The 25,762-nt window shown below is 61.4% G+C and carries 24 protein-coding genes; 12 read left to right on the top strand and 12 right to left on the bottom strand.

The window, feature by feature from the left end; translation table 11 throughout:
• The first annotated feature begins 97 nt into the window (after positions 1-97).
• From PW947_RS29285 to PW947_RS29255, 7 genes are all read left to right on the top strand, one after another.
• Positions 98-970, top strand: coding sequence for a pirin family protein (locus PW947_RS29285; protein ID WP_299636127.1), 873 nt, complete (start codon positions 98-100; stop codon positions 968-970).
• Between the two features lie 184 nt (positions 971-1,154).
• A complete protein-coding gene (locus PW947_RS29280; protein WP_299636126.1) occupies positions 1,155-1,553 on the top strand; it encodes an OsmC family protein in 399 nt (132 codons plus the stop codon).
• 94 nt (positions 1,554-1,647) lie between these two features.
• Complete coding sequence (locus PW947_RS29275) at positions 1,648-2,133, top strand: SRPBCC family protein (protein WP_299636124.1); 486 nt, start codon at positions 1,648-1,650, stop codon at positions 2,131-2,133.
• Positions 2,134-2,505: 372 nt separating this feature from the next.
• Positions 2,506-3,564, top strand: coding sequence for a hypothetical protein (locus PW947_RS29270; RefSeq protein WP_299636122.1), 1,059 nt, complete (start codon positions 2,506-2,508; stop codon positions 3,562-3,564).
• The gene (locus tag PW947_RS29265) at positions 3,561-7,457 is read left to right on the top strand and encodes an RHS repeat domain-containing protein (protein ID WP_299636120.1); all 3,897 of its coding nucleotides are present in this window, start codon (positions 3,561-3,563) and stop codon (positions 7,455-7,457) included. Before PW947_RS29270 ends, PW947_RS29265 begins: the two co-directional genes overlap by 4 nt.
• A 44-nt stretch (positions 7,458-7,501) precedes the next feature.
• Positions 7,502-8,650, top strand: a complete 1,149-nt coding sequence (locus PW947_RS29260; protein ID WP_299636118.1) for an RHS repeat-associated core domain-containing protein — start codon at positions 7,502-7,504, stop codon at positions 8,648-8,650.
• A 170-nt stretch (positions 8,651-8,820) separates the two neighbouring features.
• Positions 8,821-9,072: a hemin uptake protein HemP gene (locus PW947_RS29255; protein ID WP_299636116.1), complete on the top strand. Its 252-nt coding sequence runs from the start codon at positions 8,821-8,823 to the stop codon at positions 9,070-9,072.
• 338 nt (positions 9,073-9,410) lie between these two features.
• Here PW947_RS29255 and PW947_RS29250 read toward each other — a convergent pair whose 3' ends face one another.
• The 6 genes from PW947_RS29250 to uvrB form a co-directional block, all read right to left on the bottom strand.
• Positions 9,411-9,827, bottom strand: a complete 417-nt coding sequence (locus PW947_RS29250) for a heme-binding protein (protein ID WP_299636114.1) — start codon at positions 9,825-9,827, stop codon at positions 9,411-9,413.
• 58 nt (positions 9,828-9,885) lie between these two features.
• Positions 9,886-11,283 (bottom strand): 4Fe-4S binding protein, encoded by a 1,398-nt coding sequence (locus tag PW947_RS29245; protein WP_299636112.1) that lies wholly within the window; start codon positions 11,281-11,283, stop codon positions 9,886-9,888.
• Complete coding sequence (locus PW947_RS29240; protein WP_299636111.1) at positions 11,280-12,131, bottom strand: FTR1 family protein; 852 nt, start codon at positions 12,129-12,131, stop codon at positions 11,280-11,282. Before PW947_RS29240 ends, PW947_RS29245 begins: the two co-directional genes overlap by 4 nt.
• 81 nt (positions 12,132-12,212) lie before the next feature.
• Positions 12,213-12,545, bottom strand: coding sequence for a cupredoxin domain-containing protein (locus PW947_RS29235; RefSeq protein WP_299636109.1), 333 nt, complete (start codon positions 12,543-12,545; stop codon positions 12,213-12,215).
• Between the two features lie 180 nt (positions 12,546-12,725).
• Positions 12,726-13,271: an iron transporter gene (locus PW947_RS29230; protein ID WP_299636108.1), complete on the bottom strand. Its 546-nt coding sequence runs from the start codon at positions 13,269-13,271 to the stop codon at positions 12,726-12,728.
• Between the two features lie 341 nt (positions 13,272-13,612).
• Positions 13,613-15,709 (bottom strand): excinuclease ABC subunit UvrB, encoded by a 2,097-nt coding sequence (gene uvrB / locus PW947_RS29225; RefSeq protein ID WP_299636107.1) that lies wholly within the window; start codon positions 15,707-15,709, stop codon positions 13,613-13,615.
• 325 nt (positions 15,710-16,034) lie between these two features.
• Between uvrB and PW947_RS29220 the strand changes: the two genes are divergently transcribed.
• Positions 16,035-17,234, top strand: a complete 1,200-nt coding sequence (locus PW947_RS29220) for an amino acid aminotransferase (RefSeq protein WP_299636106.1) — start codon at positions 16,035-16,037, stop codon at positions 17,232-17,234.
• Between the two features lie 128 nt (positions 17,235-17,362).
• On the opposite strand, the gene PW947_RS29215 is transcribed toward PW947_RS29220, so the two are convergent.
• Both PW947_RS29215 and PW947_RS29210 read right to left on the bottom strand, forming a co-directional pair.
• Entirely contained in the window at positions 17,363-18,631 is a 1,269-nt protein-coding gene (locus tag PW947_RS29215; RefSeq protein WP_299636105.1) for a patatin-like phospholipase family protein, read from the bottom strand.
• Positions 18,632-18,641: 10 nt separating this feature from the next.
• The gene (locus PW947_RS29210) at positions 18,642-19,439 is read right to left on the bottom strand and encodes a 3-hydroxybutyrate dehydrogenase (protein WP_299636103.1); all 798 of its coding nucleotides are present in this window, start codon (positions 19,437-19,439) and stop codon (positions 18,642-18,644) included.
• A gap of 297 nt (positions 19,440-19,736) precedes the next feature.
• Between PW947_RS29210 and PW947_RS29205 the strand changes: the two genes are divergently transcribed.
• Together PW947_RS29205 and rlmJ are read left to right on the top strand one after the other, a co-directional pair.
• Positions 19,737-20,708, top strand: coding sequence for an aldo/keto reductase (locus tag PW947_RS29205; RefSeq protein WP_299636102.1), 972 nt, complete (start codon positions 19,737-19,739; stop codon positions 20,706-20,708).
• A 263-nt stretch (positions 20,709-20,971) separates the two neighbouring features.
• A complete protein-coding gene (rlmJ, locus tag PW947_RS29200) occupies positions 20,972-21,817 on the top strand; it encodes a 23S rRNA (adenine(2030)-N(6))-methyltransferase RlmJ (RefSeq protein WP_299636100.1) in 846 nt (281 codons plus the stop codon).
• A 54-nt stretch (positions 21,818-21,871) separates the two neighbouring features.
• On the opposite strand, the gene PW947_RS29195 is transcribed toward rlmJ, so the two are convergent.
• From PW947_RS29195 to cueR, 4 genes are all read right to left on the bottom strand, one after another.
• Positions 21,872-22,909 (bottom strand): ABC transporter substrate-binding protein, encoded by a 1,038-nt coding sequence (locus PW947_RS29195; protein ID WP_299636099.1) that lies wholly within the window; start codon positions 22,907-22,909, stop codon positions 21,872-21,874.
• Between the two features lie 198 nt (positions 22,910-23,107).
• Positions 23,108-23,473 (bottom strand): hypothetical protein, encoded by a 366-nt coding sequence (locus tag PW947_RS29190; RefSeq protein ID WP_299636098.1) that lies wholly within the window; start codon positions 23,471-23,473, stop codon positions 23,108-23,110.
• A gap of 304 nt (positions 23,474-23,777) precedes the next feature.
• A complete protein-coding gene (locus PW947_RS29185) occupies positions 23,778-23,924 on the bottom strand; it encodes a DUF3563 family protein (RefSeq protein ID WP_299636096.1) in 147 nt (48 codons plus the stop codon).
• A gap of 226 nt (positions 23,925-24,150) precedes the next feature.
• The gene (gene cueR, locus PW947_RS29180) at positions 24,151-24,588 is read right to left on the bottom strand and encodes a Cu(I)-responsive transcriptional regulator (RefSeq protein ID WP_299636094.1); all 438 of its coding nucleotides are present in this window, start codon (positions 24,586-24,588) and stop codon (positions 24,151-24,153) included.
• A gap of 120 nt (positions 24,589-24,708) precedes the next feature.
• On the opposite strand from cueR, the gene PW947_RS29175 reads away from it, so the two are divergent.
• Together PW947_RS29175 and PW947_RS29170 are read left to right on the top strand one after the other, a co-directional pair.
• Positions 24,709-24,927 carry a heavy-metal-associated domain-containing protein gene (locus tag PW947_RS29175; protein ID WP_299636093.1) on the top strand — a complete coding sequence of 73 codons (219 nt, stop codon included), beginning with the start codon at positions 24,709-24,711 and terminating at the stop codon, positions 24,925-24,927.
• 6 nt (positions 24,928-24,933) lie between these two features.
• On the top strand, positions 24,934-25,762 hold an 829-nt coding region (locus PW947_RS29170; protein WP_299636091.1), incomplete at its 3' end, for an SDR family oxidoreductase.

Genomic DNA, 25,762 nt, shown 5'->3' with positions numbered 1-25,762 from the left:
TCCATTGCGTTGAGGCGGCTAGCACCACGAAAAACGGTCCCTATAATAGCTCCATGTTTCAAAAATGACGCTATTCCCCATTTTTCAAGGTGATTTGATGAGCACGACACGCACGATCGAACGCACGTATCCCAGCGTTCGCACGACCGAAGGCGGCGGCTTTATCGTCCACCGGCCGTTCCCGACGCGCATGCTGATGGACTTCGACCCGTTTCTGCTGCTGGACGAAATGGGACCGGTCGATTACGCACCGGGCGAAGCCAAAGGCGCGCCGGATCATCCTCATCGCGGCTTCGAAACCGTCACGTATTGCCTCGAAGGCCAGTTCGGCCACAAGGACTCCGCCGGGCATTCCGGCACGCTGATGGCGGGCGACGTGCAGTGGATGACGGCCGGCGCGGGCGTCGTGCATAGCGAAATGCCCGACCCCGAATTCACGCGCACGGGCGGGCGCGTGCACGGCTTGCAGGTGTGGGTGAATCTGCCGCGACGCGACAAGATGATTGCACCGCGTTATCAGGAGATGCCGGCGGCGCAGATTCCCATCGCCACCTCCGCCGACGGCGCGGTGCGCGTCAAGGTGATCGCGGGTGAAGCGCTCGGCGTATCGGCCGCGATCGAAACCCGCACGCCGATCCTGTATCAGCATTTCACGTTGCAACCGGGCGCGTCGATCGCGCATCCGGTGCCGGCCGGGTATCGGGTGTTCGCGTACGGTCTGTCGGGCACCGGCTTTTACGGCGCCGGCAAACGTGAAATCGGCGCGCAGCAGATGATCGTGTTCGGCAACGACGGCGACACGGTCACGCTCAGCGCGGGCGACGAGGTGCTCGACGTGCTGCTGCTCGGCGGCGTGCCGTTGAAGGAACCAGTGGTGCGCTACGGCCCGTTCGTGATGAACACCGAAGATGAAATCCGTCAGGCCGTGACCGACTATCAGGCGGGCAAGATGGGGCTGATCGCGCACTGACCGGGCTGGCCGTCTGCCGCGACGCCGCGATAGCGTGGCTATCTCGCGGCGATGCGGCGATACAGTGAAGGCGCGTCGGACCGGGCGCCACGAAGCGGCACGAATTCGTTCACAATAGCGGCTCGTGCTGCGTGGCGCGTTTCACGCGTCGCGCAGCGAACCCGGTTTCCGCTCAGGAGCGCGCATGGCAGAGTCCAAGGTCAACGCCCACATCGGCTCGACTCCCTTTCTCGTCAATTTCGAAGACGGCGGCCACACGTGGATCGCCGACGAGCCCGAGTCGCTCGGCGGCGGCGATCGCGGTCCGACGCCGGTGTCGTTGCTGCTCTCCGGCCTCGGCGCGTGCACGTCGATCACGCTGAAGATGTACGCGCAACGCAAAGGCTGGCCGCTCGCCGACGTGCACGTCGAACTCTCGATCGAAACCGGTGACGCCGGCTCGACGATCGACCGGCACATCACGCTCGAAGGCGAGTTGTCCGACGAACAGCGGGAACGGCTCTTGCAAATTGCCAATGCGTGCCCGGTCCACAAGATCCTGACGCGCCAGATCACGGTCCGCTCTGACCTCACTGCTGCCTGAGGCCGTCGCGTCGACCGGATCGCGCACGGCGTCGCGCGCCGTGCGAACACTGTCCATTGAATGTAGCGCAGCGTTTTAAAAGGAAGCTGTCGTCTTGAACTTCGAACATCTCATCCAGATCAACGACCCGTTGAATCCGCTCGTCGAGACCATGACCCGCGACCAGTTGTGGGAAGGGCTCGTGTTGCGCGCGGAGCAGCCGCAGCTGTTCGTGATCGGGCTCGACAGCTGCACGATCGTCGAGCGCACGGAAATCACGCTCGAGCGCGAACTGCACTACGGCAAGGCCACCGTGCGCGATCGCGTGACGCTGCTGCCGAAAGAAAGCGTGCGCTACGACATCATGCCGACGGAGACGTACGTGGGCGGCTCGCTGATCATGACGATCGAGCAGCCCGACGACCTGCAACTGTTTCTGCGCTTCGAATACAGCACGACGCTGCCAGAATCCGCCGATCCGGATGCGCATCAGACGCAGGAAATCGTGAAGTCGGCGTATCGCGAATCGGACATCGACACGGTGCGCCTGATTCGCCAGTTCGTGCAGGCGCCGAAAGACGGCGGCAACCAGCTGCATTGAATACCCTACCCGTGCGACGACGCCCGGTTGTCGCACGAACAAGCTTTCAGTTTCATTTCAGATCACTATCGCGACGATTCGTCTAATAAAAAATTCTGCCTTGTGCAAATTAGTTAGGCACCCATAGAATCAACGCGTTGTCATGGCGGCCAGGTCCGCACATCTCATCATTCGCGTGCCGTCCGGTACTGGATCCAACGGATCGCCGGCGACACTTCGATCCCATTCATAGTCGCGCCATTGTTCCGGCCAGGGAGAGCGTTCGCCTGAATAGTTAGGATTCCGCTTTTTATGTTTGATTGACTATCTTCCCTAATCGCGTCGCGCGCGGCGAATTGCCCGCAGGCGCATCTTCGTGAAGGAGCAACCCAAATGCTTTCTAAAACCTACGCTGACGTAGTGAGCCTTTCGTCGCTCTCCGTGCAATTCGAAACGGGCCTGAGCGACGGCAAATTATATGCAAACGGCCGGCATCAGATTGGCGTGGTGGTGTCTGTGACCGCGCTGGATTTGGAGCGCGCGCCAATTGATCTGACGCCCGAAGAAATCATCGGTCACTCGTGGCTGGTGGATTATGTTGACGGTACGGAGATGAATCGGGAGTTGCAGTCGGGGTGGAATTACAGCGTCACGGAAACGAAATTTCACGTGGGCGCGAACAGCACGCTCGGCGTATCGCAGTGCAAGTTCTTCCTGATGGCGGCGTCAGACTTTACGACCAATCCGAAGTCGGTTTCAGTCTGCTTCGACTTGCCTGACGGCACTGTTGTTTCGACCGCGAAAGGCGGTACGGAAGGCTTCGATAGTCACGTCACGTGTCGCGGGGACCCGGCAAAAAATTACACCAACGACGATATTGATTTATCTCGAGAAGATACTTACCACGACTCCGTCTATGATCAGGATAACTACTACTGCAAAATCAAAGACGAGAATTTTCATTGGGTACATATCGATGTAGTCGATTCCGAACGATTTGCCGACACGCCTTACGATACAAACAATATCCCGAGCGAGGAGTGTTACCAGTACCGATCTTATTGGGGCGTCAACAAGATGTTGCAGCGCCTGAGCGTCGCCGTACAGGTCGGCCCGAAGGGCCAAACGGGAATAGGGACGTTCGTCAGCGCGCGCTCAACGCGGGACGTCAACTCCAACGGATACTGGCAGGTCAATCAACGTGAAGGCCAGGTCACGATTGTGCGCGTAACGGCAGATGGTACCTTTGCTAACGTGCCCGAGACGGTGACTGACATGAACCTCGAGTACCAGAACGTCAGGTTTTATGACCAGTATGGCAACACCGGCGCGTTTTACGTCAAGCCTTCCGACGACGGCAACACGCTCTCGCTGATTGATGGCCAAACCACGCCATACCCGTACGCATCGCCAGACACCCGCACACCAACCCCACGCGGTGCCAGCCGATGACCGCGCCCTTCTACTCACACGCGTTCAATTTCAGCAGTTCCACACAGCGCGGCGTCGATCCACGCACCGGCCTGTTCAATCCCGCCACGCCAATCTGCAAACTGGTCGGCAATGCCAACCTGGGGCCGAGCCTCGATGTCACGCTCAACTACAACCCGTTGCTCGATGGAAACAACGGATTCGGAAGCGGCTTTTCGCTGCAATACTCGACCTATGATCTCGACCAGAAACGCCTGACGGTTTCCACCGGCGAGGTCTATATCGTCGACGAAGACAGCAGTGGCGTCTGGCTTCGTCAACAGGGGTTGGAGACGTTCCGGTTCGAACGGCTGCGGGACGCGTACAAGATCACGCATCAATCCGGCGATATCGAATTACTGGCCGGCCCGGATACCGCAGACAGAATTAAGGTGCCCTTCGCGCTTTATGCACCTTCGGGGCATTCGCTCAATCTCGAATGGACGTATAGCCCCGAGCCGCGATTAATCCGCATCGGCGACGAGACCGCCGATCTGCTCCGGATCGCCTACGACGATCGATATTCGGCGGTGTTTCATATCTGGCCGGACACGAAAGAGGCGTACGACGTTTCGCTGTATCTGTCCAACGGACATCTGACCAGTATCGAGACGCCGTGCAACGGCGATACGCTGAACTGGACCTTCGGCTATGACCAGATCGACTCGTACTATCTCGTGTCGAACATCACCGCGCCGACGGGTCTCGTCGAAACCGTGACCTACGGCGCTCGCCTGAATTTCCCGGACAACGCGCACCAGCCACCACTGCCCGCCGTCACGCGATACGTCCAGGACCCGGGCCAGGATCAGGCGGCCATCGTCAGCACCTATCAATACACGCCCGAAAATTATCTGGGTTACGGCAGCGACGCCGCGTGGCATCCGGATGCCGATTATCTGTACGGCGTGTTGACCGATTACGTCTACCAATCGGTTGAAACCACCCGGAGCGACGACGACGTCATCACCGTGACGCGCAGCTACGACAACTTCCATCTGCAGATCGAGGAGACAACGCGTCAGCGCGCCTGCGAGAAATCGACGCGGACCACCTACTACGCGTTCGTCAACGCACCGTTCGACGAGCAACCGCCGCAATTCCAGTTGCCCATGCAGGTCGATGTCGTCTATTCGGACGACACGCGTGCCGACGGCGCACAGTCGCGCTCCGAATCCACGCTCACTGAATTCGATACGTCGGGCAATCCAACGCGGGTCATCGCGCCCGATGGCACGCAGATCGATTGCGATTACTACCCCGCCGAAGGCAGCGCCGGCGACTGTCCGCCCGACCCCAACGGCTTTGTCCGTTTCATGCGTACGAAAACGATCACGCCGCCGGCCACCTCGTTCGATGCGCCGGTCCGCTCCGAACGCTATCGCTACACCGCAATGCCGGCCGTGCAGCAGAGCGGCAGTCCGGTCGCGTCGTTCGTGGCACTGACGCAGGAATCGCTGACAAGCGACGGCATACCGCTGATCGACAAAACCACCGACTACATCAACACGCCGACGTCGTCCGGTCACGCTCGCATCAGCCGCATTTCGACGCAAATCCATCATCTCGACGCGTCGTCCGGCACGTACGCCAGCACGCTCGATTTCACTTTCGCCGTAGACACCGCGAACGGCACGCTCACGCAAACCACGCGCGTGTCGGGACACGACGGCCTCACCGCTTGCGTCACGCGTTGTCAGTCCAGCTATAGCGGACGCGTGGCGTCGGAAACCGACGCGCAGGGCAACGTGTCGGCGTTCACCTACGATTCGCTCGGACGCCGGCTTACGGAGACGCGCGATCCCGGCACCGAATTCGAACAGACCATCCGCACCGCGTACGCACGCACCGAAGACAGCGCGACCGGCAAAGTCAGCCGCGTGTCGACAACCCGCACGGATGTTCACGGCAATACGCTGCAAACCAATGTGGACGGTCTCGGCCGGGCGATCCGCCAACTTGCGAACGATATCGACAATCCCGTCGCGCGCCATCCGGCTGCGGCCCCCGTCTACGAGATCGGCTCGAAGCAATACGACGGCCTCGGCAGGCTCGCTTCGGGCGTCAGTCAGGACTATCTGCGCGATGCCGGCGGCCAGGTGACCGGCGCGTCGTTGACGGACATGGCGACGATCGGCTACGACGACTGGGGACAGCGCAACGCGACCGCATGGAACGATGGCCTGAGCGTGCTGAACAGTCACGATCCGGTCGGCATGACATCGGTGGCGCAGACTCAGGGATCGTCGTTCAGCGCGTCGGGCGCGACGCTGAGGTCGGGCCGCCGCGTCACCGAATACAACGTGCAGCATCTGCCCACCGCGATCACCGACTACGATGTCGACGGCGTCGCGCAAGGCGCGATCGTGCAGCAGTACGACGGTGCCGGCCGGCTGCGTCGTCGCACGGACGAACTCGGCCAGACCACGCACTTCGCGTACGACGCGTTCGGCCGCGTGACCACCACCACCCTGCCCGACGGCACCTTCGTCGATAAGAGCTACGCGCCGTTCAGCGTGGATACGCTCGTCACCGGCGTGTCCGTCACCGACGCGCAAAACCGGGTGGTCGTGCTCGGCTCGCAAGACTTCGACAGCCTCAAGCGCAGGGTGATGACGCAAAGCGGTGGGCGCACCTATCTGTTTCGCTACGACGGCGCGGCGCGCCGCCCGGCGACAGTCACAACGCCCGACGGCGAGATCATTGCGTGCAGCTACGTGTCGCAACTGGACGAGTCGCTGGCTCAACTGACGGCGGGCAGCACCGCGCAGTCGTTCAGCTACGATCCCGCGACCGGCGCAATGCTGAACGCCACCGAAAACGACACGAGCGAGCGTCGCTGGGTGTATGCGCCGTCCGGCACGCTGTCGTCGGAAAGCGTGGTGAGCGGCAACGGCACCGATCAGGCCGCCCGTTTCGACGGCTCGCTGCGTGGACGGCTTCAGCAATCGGTGGACGTCACCGGCGACGCACAAACGTATCGGTACGACAGCCTCGGCCGCAACACCGACATCGTGCATCCGGCCGGGAGAGTCCAGACGGCTTACGACGCGATGGGCCGGATGACCGGTTACACCACCACCGACGCCGTCACCGGAACCAGTCTGCGCGTCGCGTTGACACTCGACGACTTCGACCGGGAAATCGCGCGCGACTTCTTCCAGGGCGACGCGCGGGTATTGCAGATCACCCAGGCGTGGAATGCGAACTGGCAGCTTGCGTGGCGCACGACCCGGCAAGGCGACCGCCCGTTGCGCGACGAGCAGTTCAGCTACGACGTGCGTAACCGCCTGAGTCTGTACGCGTGCAACGGCGACACGCCGAATATCGATACCTATGGCAATGCAGTCGCGTGGCAGTCGTTTCACTACGACGCGCTGAACAACCTGCTCGAAACCGTCACCACTTTTGTCGATCCGGCGATGGGCAGCGACACCGCGACGTTCCACTACGACAACACCGACGACCCGACCCAATTGACGTCCATCACGCACACGCACGCGGGCTATCCGGCCACGCTCGCGTTTCAGTACGACGCCAACGGCCGCATGACATGCGACAGCGCAGGCCGCTCGCTCCGCTATGACGCGCTCGGGCGGCTTCGGTCGGCAAGCAGCGGCGGAGAAACGCTTGCGTCGTACGACTACGACGCGCTCAATACGCTGATCAAGCAGACCATCGGCAGCGACGACCGGATCGAGCTTTACTATCGCGCGGGTCTGCTCGCGAACGAAGTGCGGCCGGCGTCGCGCGAATACGCGAGCACGATGCGGATCGGCGATGACTGCGTCGGCGTGGCGAGCGGTCCTGTCACGAGCAAACAGGTGCCGTTTTCGCAACCCGTTTTCACGCTGAAGACAATCAGGATGCCGTAATGGCCGCGCCGCCATCCATTGCATCCGTCCACGGAGAAGCACTCATGACATGGAACCCGCTCGCGCTCGACAGCGCCGGCAACGTGCTGGCGTCGGCTGACTCGGGAAAACTCGTCGCCAGCTCGGGATATCTGCCCTACGGCGACGCGCCGCCGTGGGCTGTCGGCAGCCTGCCTCGCTTTACCGGCGAACGTCGCGATCCGGTGACGGGCGTCTATCACCTCGGCAATGGTTATCGCGCGTATGACTCGGTTCTGATGCGATTCACCTGCCCCGACGCGTTCAGTCCGTTCGGTCCGGGCGGCATCAATCCCTACGTCTATTGCGCGGGCGATCCGGTCAACCATGCTGACCCGAGCGGACATCTGAGCTGGCAAGCGGCGGTGGGCGTCGCGACCGGCGGGCTCGGCATCCTGCTAGCCATTTTTACGGCCGGCGCGTCGATTGCCGCCGAAGCAAGCGTGCTCGCGGCGCTCAGGGCAACGTCGAAACTCAAGTTGATCGGCGGTGCGGCGGGCGTGTTCGCCGACATCACCGGTATCGCCAGCGCGTCGACGGAAGACACGAACGCGCAGGCATCCGAGGTACTCGGATGGACGTCGCTCGCGGCAGGCCTGCTGTCCAACGGATTAGAAATGACCGATAAAACCTCGCAGATCCTCACGACGGTAAAACAGAAAACCGTTGCCGCCGTGAGTCCCAGATCGTCACGTGTGGGGCCCTCGCGCGCGTCGTCCACGTCCACGTCCACGTCCACGACGGATAGCGTGGACGTCGTGTTGCGGCAACATCGATCGGGCGCTTCGGCGGGGTCCGGCGGCGGGTCATCGGCAAAATCCGGCCATGCGAGCCATGCGTCGGGCGCTCCGCATCGGGGGACGCATACGCAGCAGCGCAATGCCAACAAGTCGAAGGACCGTTCGACCGCTCGCTACGCGTGGACCGCCGATTCGCACGATGGTGGCGATCGCCATGCAGGGACGTTGTCGTCGCACGGCGTCGCGTCGTCCGATCCGCATGCGCATCGCCAGTCGGGTTCCCACGATGCCGCCGCGCACGACGAACACGCGTCTGCTGTCGCCAGCCATGCGATCGCGCCGGCGTCGGCGCAGATACACGTCAGTCACGCCACCGGTCGTCAGGCGCGCAAGATGAAGCTTCCGTGGGTGCCTCACGGGCCGGAGTTAGTCTGAGCCGGCAAACGAACTGTATGTGGGAAGTCGTCGGCACAGCATGTGGAATTCGACGCCTGGTTGTCGACGACTATCGGAATTCAGATCCGATCAAAACCTTTGCTTGTAAATGGGAACGATTATCATTTAGAATGGTTTCCATCGAATGACGAACAACAGGAACAGACGCCATGACCGACTTCTCGCGCAGTTCCACGCTGAGCCTCCGTCGCGCGCCGTCGGCAGCACTGACGAGCCGCCCGAAAGCGGTTGCAGCAGTGGCGCCGAAGCCGGCAGCGGATCGCAGCAAAGCAGACAGCGCGGATCGTGCCGTTCGTAGCGATACGCTCTTGCAAGGCCAGACCCACGTGAGCATTCTTCACAACGGCGAGACGTATCAATTGCGCGCCACACGTCTGGGCAAGCTGATCCTGACGAAGTAACAAGCAACGCGAAGCACACAGCAACACCGTAACGAATAGCAGCACCGGGTATTGTGGGGACCACCTCCTAGAGGGGTGTTCGGCAACAGCCAGCCACGACGGCTTGCACGTGAGAATTAGACCCCTTCGTGCAGACACCAAGCCAGCCGTCGAAGCAAGCCAAGCCATTTTTTTTGGTTCTCACCCAAAGCGGACGCTTGCCGGACAGGCAAGGTCGCACACAACCGATATGTAAAAAAGCCGTGTGGATGACCTCATCCACACGGCTTTTTTACATTCAGCGTTCAGCGTTTAGCTTCGCCGCGCGCTCAACTAACCCAGCTTCAACCACCTTCGCGCTACCGATCCGCTTCGAGGCCCAATGCCGCGATACCCGCGCGCGCGACCGCCGAATCCTGCTCCGATTTCACGCCCGACACACCGATCGCGCCGATCACCTCGCCATCGACGACGACCGGCACGCCGCCCTCGACCATCAGCAGCACGGGCGCGCTCAGAAACGCCGCGCGGCCGTTCTTGATGATGTCCTCGTAGATCTTGCTGTCGCGACGACCGAGCACGGCTGTCCGGCCCTTGCCGCACGCCATGTCCACGCTGATCGGCGCGGTGCCGTCCATCCGGTGCAAATGCAGCAGATGGCCGCCGTCGTCGAAAATCGCGATCGTCACTTTCCACTGATTGTCGACGGCGTACGCTTCGGCCGCTGCGGCCATGGTCTTGACGTCGTCGTCGGTCAATGCGGGTTTGGTTCTCACAGGCAACCTCGTCTCAGTTGTCGTCCAGAGGACGTGAACGCACACGCGCCGACCTGCGTTACCAGCCCCAGAACATCAGCCACCACGCACTGTCGACGACCGCGAGCGCAGCCGCGAACCAGACCATCGCCAGGCCACGCTGGAACAAGCGCTCGCTGTAACGACGCGTCACCAGCCAGCCGAGCCACGCGCTCCACACATTCGCGATCACCAGAATCGCGATCCGCACCTCGGACGCCCACCACAGCGGCACATGCTCCGCGCGCAACAGCGACAGCGTGGTCGCCGACAGCCCGAGAAACACGCCCGTGCCCGCGATCGGAATCAGCCCTTGCACGAGGTGATGCAGACGCACGGTGCTGAAGCGGCCGAGCATCCGCGTCGCGCCCGCCATCAGCGCGAGCAGCGCGGTGCCGTAGACCAGTCCGGTGAGCAGGATGTAGCCGATCACCATCGTGCCGTCGAGCCACGTGAACACGTCGTTCTGTTCAGGATAGTGCGTGAACAGGAACCACGGCGCATTGGTTGCGAACGGCCACGAGATGTCGTGATCGATCAGCCAGTTCGCGAAGAACATTTTCGCGCTGATGAACCACGGCGACGCGGTCCAGTGAAACGCGCCGATCGCGATGCCCAGCAACCCGTACAGCACCAGCGCCGTATCCCACGCGCTCGCCTGCTTGTCGCCGAGTTCGACCACTTCGTGCGACGGCGCGCGCCACGTCAGCGCGATCGCGTCGCGGTGACCGCTGCAGCGTCCGCACATATGGCAGGCCGCCGCGCCTTTCATGTTGCGCAGCGGCAGCAGCGGCGCGCAGTTGATCGGAATCACGCGATGCCCGTGCTCGCCCTCTTTATACGAGCGGCGCCACGCATCTTCGTTGACCTTGAAGTGGAACGGCGCGAGACGCGCCAGAAGCGAAAAAACCCCGTTGACGGGGCAGAGATATTTGCACCAGACGCGTTTCTCGCGCCCGTACAGCAAACCGATGATCATCGCGGCGAAGGTCGAGCCGCCCAGCACCAGCAACACCGCCTTCGGATACTGGTACACGCTGACCATCTGTCCGTAGATGGTCGTCAGCCCGAATGCGACGAATGGCCAACCGCCCCAGCGCATCCATCTAGGAATTGCGCGACCGCGGCCGAATTTACTGGTGAACTCGGCGAGCGCGCCTTCCGGACACAACACACCGCACCACACGCGTCCCAGCAGCACCATCGACAGCAGCACGAACGGCCACCAGATGCCCCAGAACACGAATTGCGCGGCGAGCGTCAGGTTGCTCCACAGATGCGCCGTGTCGTCGGGCAGTTCGGTGAACGCGGGCACCAGGATCAGGAACGCGTACACCGCCACCACCACCCACTGGATGCCGCGGATCAAGCCGCCGTGCCGCTGCATCCAGTGGCCCGCCTGCGCGAGCCGCCCCGGGGAATGTGGAACACTGCTCATGCTGCGCCAGCCGCCCGTCGCACGGGCTTCGTGTTCTTGCGATTCGCGCGGCGCACCAGCAGCCACACCACGCCCCAATACGCTGCGTACGCGATCAGGTTCATCAGCGCCGGATGCGCGCGATAACCGGTCAGCGTGGCAACCAGCGAACCGAAGGTGCTGGAGTCATCGAGGATCTTCGACGAATCCCACAACTGGTCGATGATCGTCGGCAGGAATTCCTTGTCGATCAGCTTGTCGACGCCCGTCTGAAACAGACCCGCGCCGAGGAACAGCAGCATGATTTCGGTCACGCGGAAAAACAGCCGCCACGAGAAGATCTTGCCGCCCACTTGCAGCAGATAGAACGTCAGGAACGCCAGAGCAAGGCCGAGCCCCACCGCCAGATACTGGCTCGGATCGACATGGCCCGACTGACCGAAACCGAGGCCGTACAGGAAAATGACGGTTTCGCTGCCTTCACGCGCAATCGCAAGCGCAACCAGCACCGCGACGCCCCACCAGTTCGAGTCCTGCTTGCTCTTTTGCAGCGACTGTTCCATATCGCGCTTGAGCGTGCGGCCGTGCTGCTTCATCCACAACACCATCTGCACGATCAGCACACAGGCCACCAGCACCATCGCGGTCTGGAAATAGTCCTGCGCGTCGCCCGACAACACTTCGGTAAAACCGACCAGCGCCGCGCCGAGCGCGATCGCTGCGAGAATCCCTGCGGCCACGCCGCCCCACAGATACGGCAGACCGCGCTGTGCGTCTTCGTCGCCGTTCTTCAACCACGCATACAGGATGCCGACGACCAGCAACGCCTCGACGCTTTCCCGCCATACGATGAACAAAACCTGACCCATCTTCAGACCCCTCTTACAGCCCTTGCGGACGCTCAATGCATGCGTACCCCGCTCATCCCGAGTGCCGGAATGGCGCCCAACTTACTTCGCGACGATGGTGCCCTGCGCCTGCTGGTGAAAATCGTCAAAAAACTTGTACTCGCCCGGTTCGAGCGGCGCGATCACGACGAACGAATCGGCGCCCGGCGCGAGGACTTTTTCCTTGCGCAACTGCACGCTTTCGAACTCGGCGGCGCCCTTGCCGCTGTTCTTCACTTCGATCTTGATGCGCTTGCCGGCCGGCACTTCGATACGCGGCGGCGTCAGCTTGCCGTCGGCCATATCGAGCTTGAATGTCGGCAGATCTTCAGCATGCGCGATGCCGACGAGCGATGTCGTCATGGCCAGGATCGCGATCTTGCGATTGATTCTCATGAGCCCTTTGCGAAAAACGCGACGCGCGCACGATCCGCGCGACGCCTGCCGCGCGCTACGGGCGCGGCGAAGGTTCGATGCCGGTCCGGCAGCGGCTGCGGCTGCGCACCGCGACGACGCAAGCCGTGCGACTGCCGCAACCGCGACGCCGGAGCGTGAACGGCAACGAGGCGTGACGGCTTAGTAGCCGCCCTTCTTGCCGATGCCGGCGTACGTGAAGTCGTACTCGAGCGTGAACGGCTTGAACCACGGACCCACGCCGGTTTCCTTGTCGACGTGACGGCCGAATGCCATATGACCGGTTTGCATCGGCGGTGCGATAAACAGCTTCAGGTGGTACTTGCCCGGGCCTTGCAGCTTCACGTTGTCGCCGTAGTGCGGACCGTCGTTGGCGACCATCGCCATCATGTCGCCCTTCTGCGTCGTGCCGCCGACCTTCGACACTTCATAGCCGATCTGCAGATACGGCATCCAGTCGCCTTCCGCGTAGCCGGTCGGGTTGTTCTTGACCGCGTGGATGTCGGCTTCCAGATGGACGTCCGACTCCGACGCCTTGCGCATCATGCCTTCCGGTTCCATCGTGATCGGCTGCAGATACACCGCGCCGATTTCCATGCCGGCCTGGATCTGCTGTTTGCCGATCGGATACTCGGCAGCGCTCGCCGACATCGCGGCTACGACAGCGACAGCGGCCACACCGCCGCGCAGGAAAGAAGAGGCCTGCATCGAAACTCCTTATTGTTGTCAACCGAAAACGATTCAAAACCCATGGACCCGGTTCGCGACGACGCTGTTCGCGCCGGCTGCGTCAGGCTTTTGCCCCGAGGCATCGAGCGTTAATGCGAACCATTCTCAATACATTGGGGAGTTTAGCACTGTTTGGGGCGTGCAACAAATCGGCTGGCAGCCAGTAGCGACGCCACAAGGCAGCAGAAACGCGGCTCTCCGGGCTGTGGGGCCGGATCGGTACAACGCTTGTGTCCCCTATATGAAAAAAGCCGTGCGGCGAATCGCCACACGGCTTTGAACGACACAAGGTAAAACTGACCGACGAGCGACGCCGACGCTCAGTCCGTCCCGGTCAGATGATCGCCGACATTCGCGCCGAACACCCGCTGACGCAACAGCGCAAGCTGGTCACGCGCCTGCGCGGCCTTCTCGAATTCGAGATTTTTGGCGTGTTCCATCATCTGCTTCTCGATGCGCTTGATTTCTTTCGAAAGCTGCTTCTCGGACATGTCCTCGAACTTCGCGCGCTGCTGCTGTTCTTTCAGCTCCGCGCGCGCTTCGTCGACGTTATAGACGCCGTCGATGATGTCCTTGATCCGCTTGACCACACCACGCGGCGTAATGCCGTTTTCCAGATTGAAGGCAACCTGCTTGGCCCGGCGTCGTTCGGTTTCGTCGATGGCGCGACGCATCGAATCCGTGATCCGGTCCGCGTACAGGATCGCCTTGCCGTTCACGTTCCGCGCTGCCCGGCCGATCGTCTGGATCAGCGAGCGCTCGGCGCGCAGGAACCCTTCCTTGTCCGAGTCGAGAATCGCGACCAGCGACACTTCCGGGATATCCAGCCCTTCGCGCAGCAGGTTGATCCCGACCAGCACGTCGAATGTGCCCAAACGCAAATCGCGAATGATTTCGACGCGCTCGACGGTGTCGATATCGCTATGCAGATAGCGCACTTTCACGCCGTGATCGGACAGGAACTCGGTCAGTTGCTCGGCCATCCGCTTGGTCAGCACCGTGACCAGCACGCGGTCGCCGACTTTGACGCGTTCGTTGATTTCGCCGAGCACGTCATCGACCTGGCTGCGCGCCGGGCGCACCTCGATTTCCGGATCGACGAGGCCCGTCGGACGCACCAGTTGTTCGGCAATCTGGCCCGACGTCTTCTTTTCGTAGTCGGCCGGCGTGGCGGATACGTACACCACCTGACGCATCTTCCGTTCGAATTCGTTGAACTTCAGCGGCCGGTTATCGAGCGCGGAAGGCAGCCGGAAACCGTAATCGACCAGATTTTCCTTACGCGCGCGGTCGCCGTTGTACATGCCGTTCAACTGGCCGATCAACACGTGCGACTCGTCGAGCAACATCAATGCGTCGGACGGCAGATAGTCCACCAGCGTCGGCGGCGGCTCGCCGGGCGCAGCGCCCGAAAAGTGCCGCGAGTAGTTCTCGATGCCTTTGCAGAAACCCAGTTCCTGCAACATTTCCAGATCGAAGCGCGTGCGCTGTTCGAGCCGTTGCGCCTCGACCAGCTTGCCGTCCGAATAGAAGAATTCGAGCCGGTCGCGTAATTCGGATTTGATCGTTTCCACGGCGCGCATCACGGTCTCGCGCGGCGTCACATAGTGAGACGACGGGTACACGGTGAAGCGCGGAATCTTCTGGCGGACCCGCCCCGTGAGCGGATCGAACAGTTGCAAGGTCTCGATTTCGTCGTCGAACAGTTCGATGCGCACGGCCATTTCCGCGTGTTCGGCCGGGAAAATATCGATCGTGTCGCCGCGCACGCGAAACGCGCCGCGCGAGAAATCGGCTTCGTTGCGGTTGTACTGCATCGCAATCAGCCGCGCGATGATGTCGCGCTGGCCAAGCTTGTCGCCGGTCCGCAACGTCAGGATCATCTGGTGATACTCGGACGGATTACCGATACCGTAAATGGCCGATACCGTCGCGACGATCACGACATCCCGACGCTCCATCAGACTTTTCGTCGCCGACAGCCGCATCTGTTCGATGTGCTCGTTGATCGACGAATCTTTCTCGATGAACAGGTCGCGTTGCGGGACGTACGCTTCCGGCTGATAGTAGTCGTAGTACGACACGAAATACTCGACCGCATTGCGCGGGAAGAACTCGCGGAACTCCGAGTACAGCTGCGCGGCGAGTGTCTTGTTCGGCGCGAACACGATCGCCGGACGGCCCAGACGCGCGATGGTGTTGGCCATCGTGAAGGTCTTGCCGGAGCCGGTCACGCCGAGCAGCGTCTGAAACGACAGACCGTCTTCGACGCCTTCGACGAGCGTATCGATCGCGCTCGGCTGGTCGCCGGCGGGCAGATACGGCTGGTAAAGCTGAAACGGCGAGCCCTCGAATTTGACGAATTTCGATTCGTCGAGCGCGTCTTCGACTTCGGTCAGATGATGTTGTTCGGACATGGGGGCGGCACCAGGAGCCTGGGCAAAGGACTATTCTAGCGGTTTGCGAGATGGCGGGCGGACGGTGACGCGCACGGGCGCGACTGGCCCATGGCGCCCCGCCGGCCGATGCGTGTAAAGCATGCAGCGGACAAAACCTGTTGCGCGCAGATGGCGCCAAACTGCTGTTTTTCAAGCATTTAACCGACCGACGCGACGCGCCGCGCCGAAAAAAGCCTCAGGATTCGCTACAATGGCAAGCTGCGCGCCCGACGCCCACGCGTACCGCCGCGCACGATGTCACGCGGCCTGGGCGCCACCCTCTTCTCACTACTCCAGATCCATCATGTCTCTGTTCTCCGCCGTCGAACTTGCTCCCCGCGACCCGATTCTGGGCCTGAACGAAGCCTTCAACGCCGATACGCGCACCACCAAGGTCAACCTCGGCGTCGGCGTGTACTTCAATGAAGAAGGCAAGATTCCGCTGCTGCGCGCTGTCCGCGAGGCCGAAAAAGCCCGCGTCGAAGCTGCGCTGCCGCGCGGCTATCTGCCGATGGAAGGGATCGCCGCATACGACGCAGCCGTGCAAAAGCTGCTGCTCGGCAATGAATCGTCGCTGATCGCGGCGGGCCGCGTCGTGACGGCGCAGGCACTCGGCGGTACGGGTGCACTGAAGATCGGCGCCGACTTCCTGAAGCGCGTGAACCCGAACGCGAAGGTCGCGATTTCCGATCCGAGCTGGGAAAACCACCGTGCACTGTTCGAAAGCGCAGGCTTCGACGTCGTGTCGTACCCGTACTACGACGCCGCCAGCCACGGCGTGAACTTCGACGCGATGCTGAGCGCGCTGAACGGTTTCGATGCGGGCACGGTCGTCGTATTGCACGCGTGCTGCCACAACCCGACCGGCGTCGATCTGACGGCGGCGCAATGGCAACAGGTCGTCGAAGTCGTGAAGTCGCGCAACCTCGTGCCGTTCCTCGACATCGCGTATCAAGGTTTCGGCGACACGATCGATAGCGACGCGGCCGCGGTGCGTCTGTTCGCACAATCGGAAGTGAACGTGTTCGTGTCGTCGTCGTTCTCGAAGTCGTTCTCGCTGTACGGCGAGCGCGTCGGCGCGCTGTCGATCATCACCGGCAGCAAGGAAGAAGCGTCGCGCGTGCTGTCGCAACTGAAGCGTGTGATCCGCACGAACTACTCGAACCCGCCGACGCACGGCGGTTCGGTGGTCGCTGCCGTACTCGGCTCGCCGGAACTGCGCGCAACGTGGGAAACGGAACTCGCCGAAATGCGCGACCGGATCCGCGCGATGCGTAACGGCCTGGTTGCCCGCCTGCAGGCAGCAGGCGTCGATCGCGACTTCAGCTTCGTGAACGCGCAACGCGGCATGTTCTCGTACTCGGGTCTGACGGCACCGCAAGTGGACCGTCTGCGCGAAGAATTCGGCATCTATGCAGTCGGCACCGGTCGTATCTGCGTGGCTGCGCTGAACACGCGCAACCTCGACGCGGTCGCAAGCGCGATCGCGCAAGTGCTGAAGTAAGGGGTGAAGGGTCGCGCCTCGTGGCGCGGCCCGGTCAGTAAAAAAGGCGCCACCGGATTTCCGGTGGCGCCTTTTTTATTGCGGCGTGCGTGCGTTTCGGTACACGCCCGCCGCGCGCGCGGGTTTCGTCAATCGCGATGGATATCGTGCGTGATAAACCCGGCGTCGTTCGTCGGCATCTCCAGCCAGTCCGGACGCGCCAGCGACGCGCGAATATCGACGAGCCCGCTTTCCCAATGCTCGCGCATCGTCGATAGTCCGAACTGGTAGTCCTTGTAATGCCCTTCGTACTCCTTGTGCCGATAGATCAGATGCACGACGTTGTAGCGCTTAGAGCACGACAGTTCTTCCGCGAGTTTGCACCACGGATCGTCCCGATGCTCGGGCGACACACGATCCAGCACTTCTCGCAGCACATGCCGGAAGCGCTGCGAGCGTTGCAGCATATCCGTGACGAGACGCGTGCGGCTCGAAAACTGGACGTCTTTCATCCGGCCTTGCACATCGGTGATGCTGTCCGGCACGGGCCCGCGCGCGCTCCATAGATCGACCTGAAACGCGAGCGTGTCCTGACGCGGCGACGTCTGCACGACTTCGTACAGCGGCGTATTCGACATCAGGCCGCCGTCCCAGTAATACTCGCCGTCGATCTCCACGGCAGCAAAACCCGGCGGCAACGCGCCCGACGCAATAAAGTGCTCGGGACGCAGCTTGATATGCGTGTTGTCGAAATACGCGAAGTTGCCGCTCCCCACGTTCACCGCGCCCACCGACACGCGCATCTCACGCGAGTTGATCCGGTCGAAATCGCACAGACTTTCGAGCGTCGCTTTAAGCGGCGAGGTGTCGTAATAGCTGGCGAGTTGCGGCGATGCAGACACGGTGGGCAACGGCGGCGGAAACCGCGGCACGAAAAAGCCCTTCTGCCCTTCGACGATCGCGCTCATGGCCTGCAAACCGGTGAAGGCTTTGCGGATGGCGTCTGTCGAGTTGAAGAACGCGTGCTCGATGAACGCCGGCAACGGCGGACCGAACGCAGGCTGGCAGATGGTCTCCCAGAATTCGAGCAGCTTCTCGACGCGCCGCTCAGGCGGATTGCCCGCGATGATTGCCGTGTTGAGCGCGCCGATCGAAATGCCGGCAACCCAGTTGGGCTGGATGCCGGCTTCGTCGAGACCTTGATAGACGCCGGCCTGATAAGCGCCCAGCGCACCGCCGCCTTGCAACATCAGCGCGACGGTTTCGTACTTCGGCAACTGGATGTGGCGGTGCGCGCCGGTATGAACCTGCGGGCTGGCAGGACCGCCTGCCGGATCGCCCGCCGCCGTGCCGGCACCGTCGCTCATGCCGTCGCCCGGCTCGCCCGCGCGAGCCCGCTTGACGTTGCGTTGCGCCATCACGCGCTCCTTATTGCATGTACCAGCCGTGGCTCACGATAAACGACTGGCCCGTCAGCGCTGCGCTCGGGAACGTGGACAGGAACAACACGGTTTGCGCGACGTCTTCGACCGTCGTGAAAATGCCGTCGACCGTGCCGCCGAGCATCACGCGCTTGATCACGTCTTCTTCGCTGATACCGAGTTCTTTGGCCTGCTCGGGAATCTGCTTGTCGACCAGCGGCGTGCGCACGAAACCCGGACACACCACGTGCGAACGAACGTTGTGCTTCGCGCCTTCCTTGGCCAGCACGCGCGACAAGCCCAGCAACGCATGCTTGGCCGTCACATATGCCGACTTCAGCGGCGACGCTTCATGCGAGTGGACCGAACCCATGTAGATCACGATGCCGCCGCGATCGTCCTTGTACATGTGCTTGAGCGCGGCCTTGGTGGTCAGGAACGCGCCGTCCACGTGGATTGCCTGCATCTTTTTCCAGTCGGAAAACGAGTAGTTTTCGATCGGGTTCACGATCTGGATGCCGGCGTTCGAAATGAGGATATCGACCGAACCGAGTTCAGCGGCGACCTTGTCGATGCCTTGATTGACCGCGTCTTCGTTTGTGACGTCCATCGCCACGCCGATCGCCTTGCCGCCGCCTTTCGTGATTTCTTCGGCGACGGCATTCGCGCCGTCCTGATTCAGGTCGGCAATCGCGACCGCCGCGCCCGCCGCCGACAAGGTCAGCGCGATCTGCTTGCCGATTCCGCTTGCCGCGCCCGTAACCACCGCGACCTTGCCATTCAGATTCGTGTTCGATGACGACATCCAGCACCTCCATCCAGTTGATGAGCAATGACACCACGGCACGCAGGCGGCGTGAAGTCGGCCGAACGGCATAGGCCATCCGGCTGAATGCTGCACTGCGGCCAACCCTGCTATTGTGCATGAAGCCTATGCGTGTCGACGCAGCGGCGCGCACAAATCGCGTTATGGCTAAACTGTGAAATTACGCGTGCTGTTTCAGCTCGCCGTCAAATTGCTTACGGTTCGGGGTGTGCCCTGAATCCCGCAGCGTCAGTTGACGTTTCGCTCAACTGCCCTTAACGCTTGATGGAGGAATGCATGAACTATCGACGTCTCGGCCGTTCCGGCCTGCAGGTCAGCGAACTGTCGATCGGCTCGTGGGTCACGTATGGCAGTCAGGTCGACACGCGTGCGGCGCGCGAATCGCTGGCAGCCGCGCGCGACGCGGGCGTCAATTTCTTCGATAACGCCGAAGTGTATGCCGGCGGTCAATCCGAAGAAATCATGGGCACGGCGTTGAAAGAACTGGCGTGGCCGCGCGTCAGCTACGTGGTGTCGACGAAGTTTTTCTGGGGTTTGCAGGAAGCGCCGAACCAGTTTCACACGTTGAACCGCAAATACCTGATGAACGCGATCGACGGCTCGTTGAAGCGGCTGCAACTCGATTATGTCGATCTCGTGTTCTGTCATCGTCCCGATCCGAATACGCCGGTGGAAGAGACGGTGTGGGCGATGAGCGACATGATCACGCGCGGCAAGGCCTTGTACTGGGGCACGTCCGAATGGAGTGCCGACGAAATTCGCGCCGCGTACGAAATCGCGGAACGGCACCATCTGCATAAGCCGGTGATGGAGCAGCCGCAGTACAACCTGTTCCATCGCAAGCGCGTCGAGCAGGAATACAAACGGCTATACGAAGACATCGGCCTCGGCTTGACGACGTGGAGCCCGCTTGCGTCGGGACTGCTGACCGGTAAATACCGCGACGGTATTCCGGCTGACAGCCGCGCGCAGCTGAAGGGCTACGAGTGGCTGCAAAAGTCGGTGACGGATACGGGCAAGAACGGCGTGGTCGGCAAGCTCAGCGGCCTCGCGGACGAACTCGGGTGCACGGTGGGTCAACTCGCGCTCGCGTGGGTGCTGAGCAATCCCAACGTCAGCACGGTCATCACCGGCGCGTCGCGGGTCGAACAGATCGCGGAAAACATGAAGGCGCAAGACGTGGCCGCGCAGATCACGCCGGAGATCAAGCAGAAGATCGAAGAGATCGTCGGCGACGCTTACGATTGAACGAGTGTTAGCGGGTTTCTTGCTAGCTGGTTTTTACGACCGTCGGGCGTACCGTTGATGGCACCTCGACTGCAACCGCCTGGCGCAGCACGTAACGGACGCGTACGTCGCGTACAATACGCAGCCGCATTGCTTATGCATTATCGACTGGCGATGCGGCGCGCAACTTGCCTTGATCGGCGTGAGCGCGGCGTCGACGACGCTGCGCGCTTGCGCTGATCCGCCTCTTCCGGCACGCCCTCTTTTCAGCTTCGCCCCTCATCATGCTCAGTTACCGCCACGCCTTCCACGCAGGCAATCACGCCGACGTCCTGAAACACGCCATCGTCGTGCAGTTGTTGCGCTACCTCGCCCAGAAAGACAAGGCCTACTGGTACATCGACACGCACGCGGGCGCGGGCGTCTACTCGTTGCAGGAAGGTTACGCGACCAAAACCGGGGAATTCGCGACGGGCATCGCGAAACTCTGGGACCGCACCGATCTGCCGCCGATTTTCGCCGACTACGTCGACGAAGTGGCCGCGCTGAACACCGACGGCAATCTGCGCTTCTATCCCGGCTCGCCGTACCTCGCGTTCCGCTTGATGCGCGAGCAGGACCGGATGCGTCTGTTCGAGATGCACACCACCGAAATCGACGTGCTTCGCCACAACTTCCGCGATGCCGGACGTCGCGCGATGCTGTACGCGGGTGACGGTTTCGAAGGCGTGAAGGCGCTGCTGCCGCCGCCGCCGCGTCGCGCGCTGGTGCTGATCGATCCGTCTTATGAAGACAAACGCGACTACACGCGCACGCTGAATTGCGTCGAGGAAGGCTTGCGCCGGTTCGCGACGGGCACGTACGCGGTGTGGTATCCGCAGGTCACACGCCTGGAATCGCAGCGTTTTCCCGATCAGTTGAAGCGTCTTCAGGAGCGCAACTGGCTGCACGTGAGCCTGACGATCGGCAATCCGCCCAAGGACGGTTTCGGGCTGTTCGGCAGCGGCATGTTTATTTTCAATCCGCCGTACACGCTCGCAAAGACGCTGAAGGACGCGATGCCGTGGCTCGTAAGCACGCTCGGCATCGACAAGGCCGCGACGTTCAAGGTCGAATATCGCGGCGATTGATCCCGATCTGGCGACAGTCCGGCGTTCGTCTGATCGCGGTCGCCGGACTTGCGCTCATTTGACCAGCGTGGCGGCCTTCTTCGCGAAGTCGTTCGTGTAGGTCGCGTTCACGTCGATTTTTGACGGATCCAGCCGGTTGTCGAACGACGACAGCGCACGCAAAGCGGTAGCCGGACCGTCAGCGGGCATCAAGCCGTCCGGCGAATAAGCGTCGCGCACGTTGTGGAACGCTTCCACATACAAGGCCTGATCGTTCAGCAGATAAGCGGGCGGCACCATTTTCACGAGATCGGCGTCGCTCGCGGTCTGCAACCACCGGTCCGCACGAACAATCGCGTTCGTGAGCGCCTGGATCGTCTTCGGATTCTTCTGGATGAACGTCTCGGGCGCGTAAAGCGTCGCCGCCGGCATCGTGCCGCCGAAAATCTCCTGCGTGCCCTTCACCGTCCGCGTATCGACCAGCACCTTGATCGCGCCGCTGCGCTGTAACTTGGTCATCATCGGATCGACGTTCGACAACGCATCCACCTGGCCGTTATTGACTGCAGCCAACACCAACGCGCCGCTTCCGACGCCGATTGCAGAAATATCCGTGCGCTGGACGCCTGCCTTGCGCAGCGCGACCGTCAGAACCAGATCCGTCGACGATCCGGGCGCGCTGACACCGACCTTGGCGCCCTTGAAATCGGCCAGCGATTTAAGCGTACCGATCTTGTCCTTCGTCACCGCGACTACGATTTGCGGTGCCCGCCCCATCAATGCAAACGCCCGATAGTGCTGGCCTTTGGCTTGCATGAACAACGTATGCTCGAATGCGCCGGCACCGATGTCGGCGCTGCCGCCCACCACCGCTTCCAGCGCTTTCGAACCGCCCGCGAAATCTTCGAGCGTAACGTTGAGACCTTCGTCCTTGAAATAACCGAGCTGCTGTGCGGCGAGAACCGGCAGGTAGTAGAGGCCCGGCAATCCGCCGACAGCCATTGTCAGCGTGGGTTTCTCCGGCGTGTCTTTAGCCTGCGCCGATGTGCAAAAGGCAAATGCGAGCGTGATCGCACAAGCCGCCAGCACGCGTTGGATGAGGGAAGTGGGCATTCGTGTCTCCGCTTTTATTGTGTTCGGTGCGGCGGATAGGCAGGTCTATGCCTGCCATTCGTGGCGAACACCGCCGCTCCTGCACGACCCGCTTTGAAGTCGCGTGACGATTGTCGACGGATGCCTGGCGGCGCGCCATGCGCCGAAACCCGAATGACGGGCGCAGCGTGGCGCGTATAGCGAATAGAAGGTTGGGCGTTACTGAGGCGCGACGCGACGGACCGGCCGTGTTTGCGTCTGGGACTGGGACGACTGCGAACCGTCCGGCGACAATTGGATGTATGGCGCGACGATCACCGGCACCGACGAATTCGGCGTGAGCTGAGTGGGCGTGGCAATGGGTTGCGCCTGTACGATCGGCGCGCGCGACAGCGGCGCGGTTTGCAGTACGGTGCCGCTCTGCCCGTCGCTGATGCCGTGTTGTGTATCGAGCACAAGCGGCGCGCGTGTACTGGTAGACGCCGCAACCGCCGACGAAGCCGGAGCGATGACAGCGGCGATCGTCACGAACGATGCAGCAACCGCATGCGCCCGAACAGCACGCACAGAAAGCACTGAAAACATGGAATGCCCCGCCGATAACGTATGACGTTCTACGCAAAGCGCGCAAAACACGCTTCACATTACATCGGCCGCCCATTTCCGGCTAGTCAGACAGATACCTGATCGCGAGCACGTTGCTCTTCAACCCGGCAGACCGCTCATCGCCGGCTGCGTGAGTGAGCCACGCGCCAGCCAGATGTGACAAAGCCCCGGAAAGTGCGGGGCTTGAGCTTTTACTACTTCACTTCTACTGCGTTGCTACAACGGTGATGACGGCGTGAACAACGTTGGCAGCGACGATGTGCTGCCTGGCCGGTCCAACGTCTTACAGCGAGTAGCCGCCGGTTTCGAGCGAACGGATGCGTTGTTCGAGCTGGACGATATCCGACGACGATGCGAGATAAGCCTCGCGACGGCTACGTTCAGCTGTTTCAAACCAGGTGCTCAGCGTTTCAAGAAGGTATGCAAACATGATGTTCTCCAAGGATCAAAAGTTTCCCCGGTGGGTTGGACATCAGGGATTTCCCTAACAAAAAGGGTTAACCCGGATTATAGACCTCGCGGCTTGGAACGCTAGTGAAATGCACGAATGCCGTGCATTCCGTTTTGGAATGGTGCATCATTTTTTACGACTTACCGACTTGATTTTTAACACTTAAATTTTGCGTATTTGGGTGCCACATCAACACTCAGGTGATTTACGCACGCTTATGGTGCTTTTCGCACGCCGATGGGTCGCTATCCGGATCGTAATCCGCCAGACTTTCGATGATCGGACAATCGGGCCTGTCATCGCCATGACAGTGGGTCGCGAGATGGGCCAACGTATCGCGCATTTCCGTGAGTTCCGCAATGCGGCGATTGAGTTCGGTCACGTGCTCCAAGGCAATTTCCTTCACCTCGGCACTCGCGCGCGAGCGGTCGTGCCAGAGCGCCAGCAAACGTCGGATGTCGTCGACAAGAAAGCCGAGCCGGCGCGCCTGGCGGATAAATCGCAATGAATGAACCTCTTGCGGGCCGTACACACGATAGCCGGCCGCCGTGCGTGCTTTCGCCGACAGCAATCCGACGCTCTCGTAATAGCGGATCATCTTTGCTGTGACGCCCGATTCACGAGACGCTTCTCCAATGTTCATGCGCTTCTCCGCAGTCCTGACGTGATCGATCCTACCCTACAGTGATGGGAAGGTTTCAGCACAAGTGCTAGCCGCCGGGCATAATTCAAGGATCGATCATCTATTTTGAAGGCGGTTCCGATGAGTATTCAGTTCAAGGTTGAAGGCATGAGTTGCCAGCACTGCGTCGCGGCGGTCACTCGCGCGGTCCATGAACACGACGCGGCGGCCGAGGTGCGCGTGAACCTTGCGGCGGGGCAGGTTGAGATCGAGTCGACGCAACCGGCCAACGTGCTGCAAGCGGCAATCGACGAAGCCGGTTACACGGTTGTCGGACCTGTTGCTGGAAATGTTGGTTGATCGGCGATGTTCAAGGTTGCGCTGATCGGGGCGTCCGGACTACTTGGCCGTGCGGTTGCTGAGGAGCTCACACGGCAATTGTCGTGGACAGTGGTTCAGACCGCATTTCGACGGGCGGGGCCGGATCGAATTTCGCTCGACATACGCGATGAAGATGCGGTTTTCGCGTTCTTTGAAGTGGAAAAGCCGGACGCGGTGGTTTTGACGGCTGCCGAACGACGTCCGGATGTTTGCGAGAATGATCCCGAATTTGCGCGCGCGCTCAATGTGGATGCGGTGAGAATTATCGCAAGCGCTGCCGAAAAATATGGCGCGTGGACCTTGTCCATCTCAACTGATTACGTGTTCGACGGGACAAGTCCGCCTTATCACACCGATGCCGCGCCCTCGCCGATCAACGCGTATGGCCGGAGCAAGCTCGATGGTGAGCGCGCATTGGCTCAGGCGAGCGCGAACAGTTGCGTATTGCGCTTACCGCTGCTGTATGGACCGACCGACGATTGGTCCGAATCTGCCGTGACAAGCCTGATTCCGGCGATATTGGCTTCGGTTTCCGCGGAAAACGCGGACGCAGTGATGGATGCGTGGGCGATTCGGTATCCGACTTACACGCCCGACGTTGCGGTTGTAATACGCCAGATGCTCGAGCGACATCGATCCGGCGAGGCTATTTGTGGCATGGCCCACTGGTCCGCCGACGAGCCGATGACGAAATTCGATATAGCGCGCGTGATAGCGAAGGCTTTCGGGGTTAGCGCTCGACTAACGCCGCAGTACGTTCCAACTGATTCGACACCACGTCCCCATGATTGTCATCTGGGTTCGGAGCGCCTTC

Origin of the sequence: Paraburkholderia sp. (genome assembly GCF_028283785.1) — a bacterium.
Taxonomy (GTDB): domain Bacteria; phylum Pseudomonadota; class Gammaproteobacteria; order Burkholderiales; family Burkholderiaceae; genus Paraburkholderia.
This window is presented reverse-complemented; position numbering and strand designations above follow the sequence as displayed.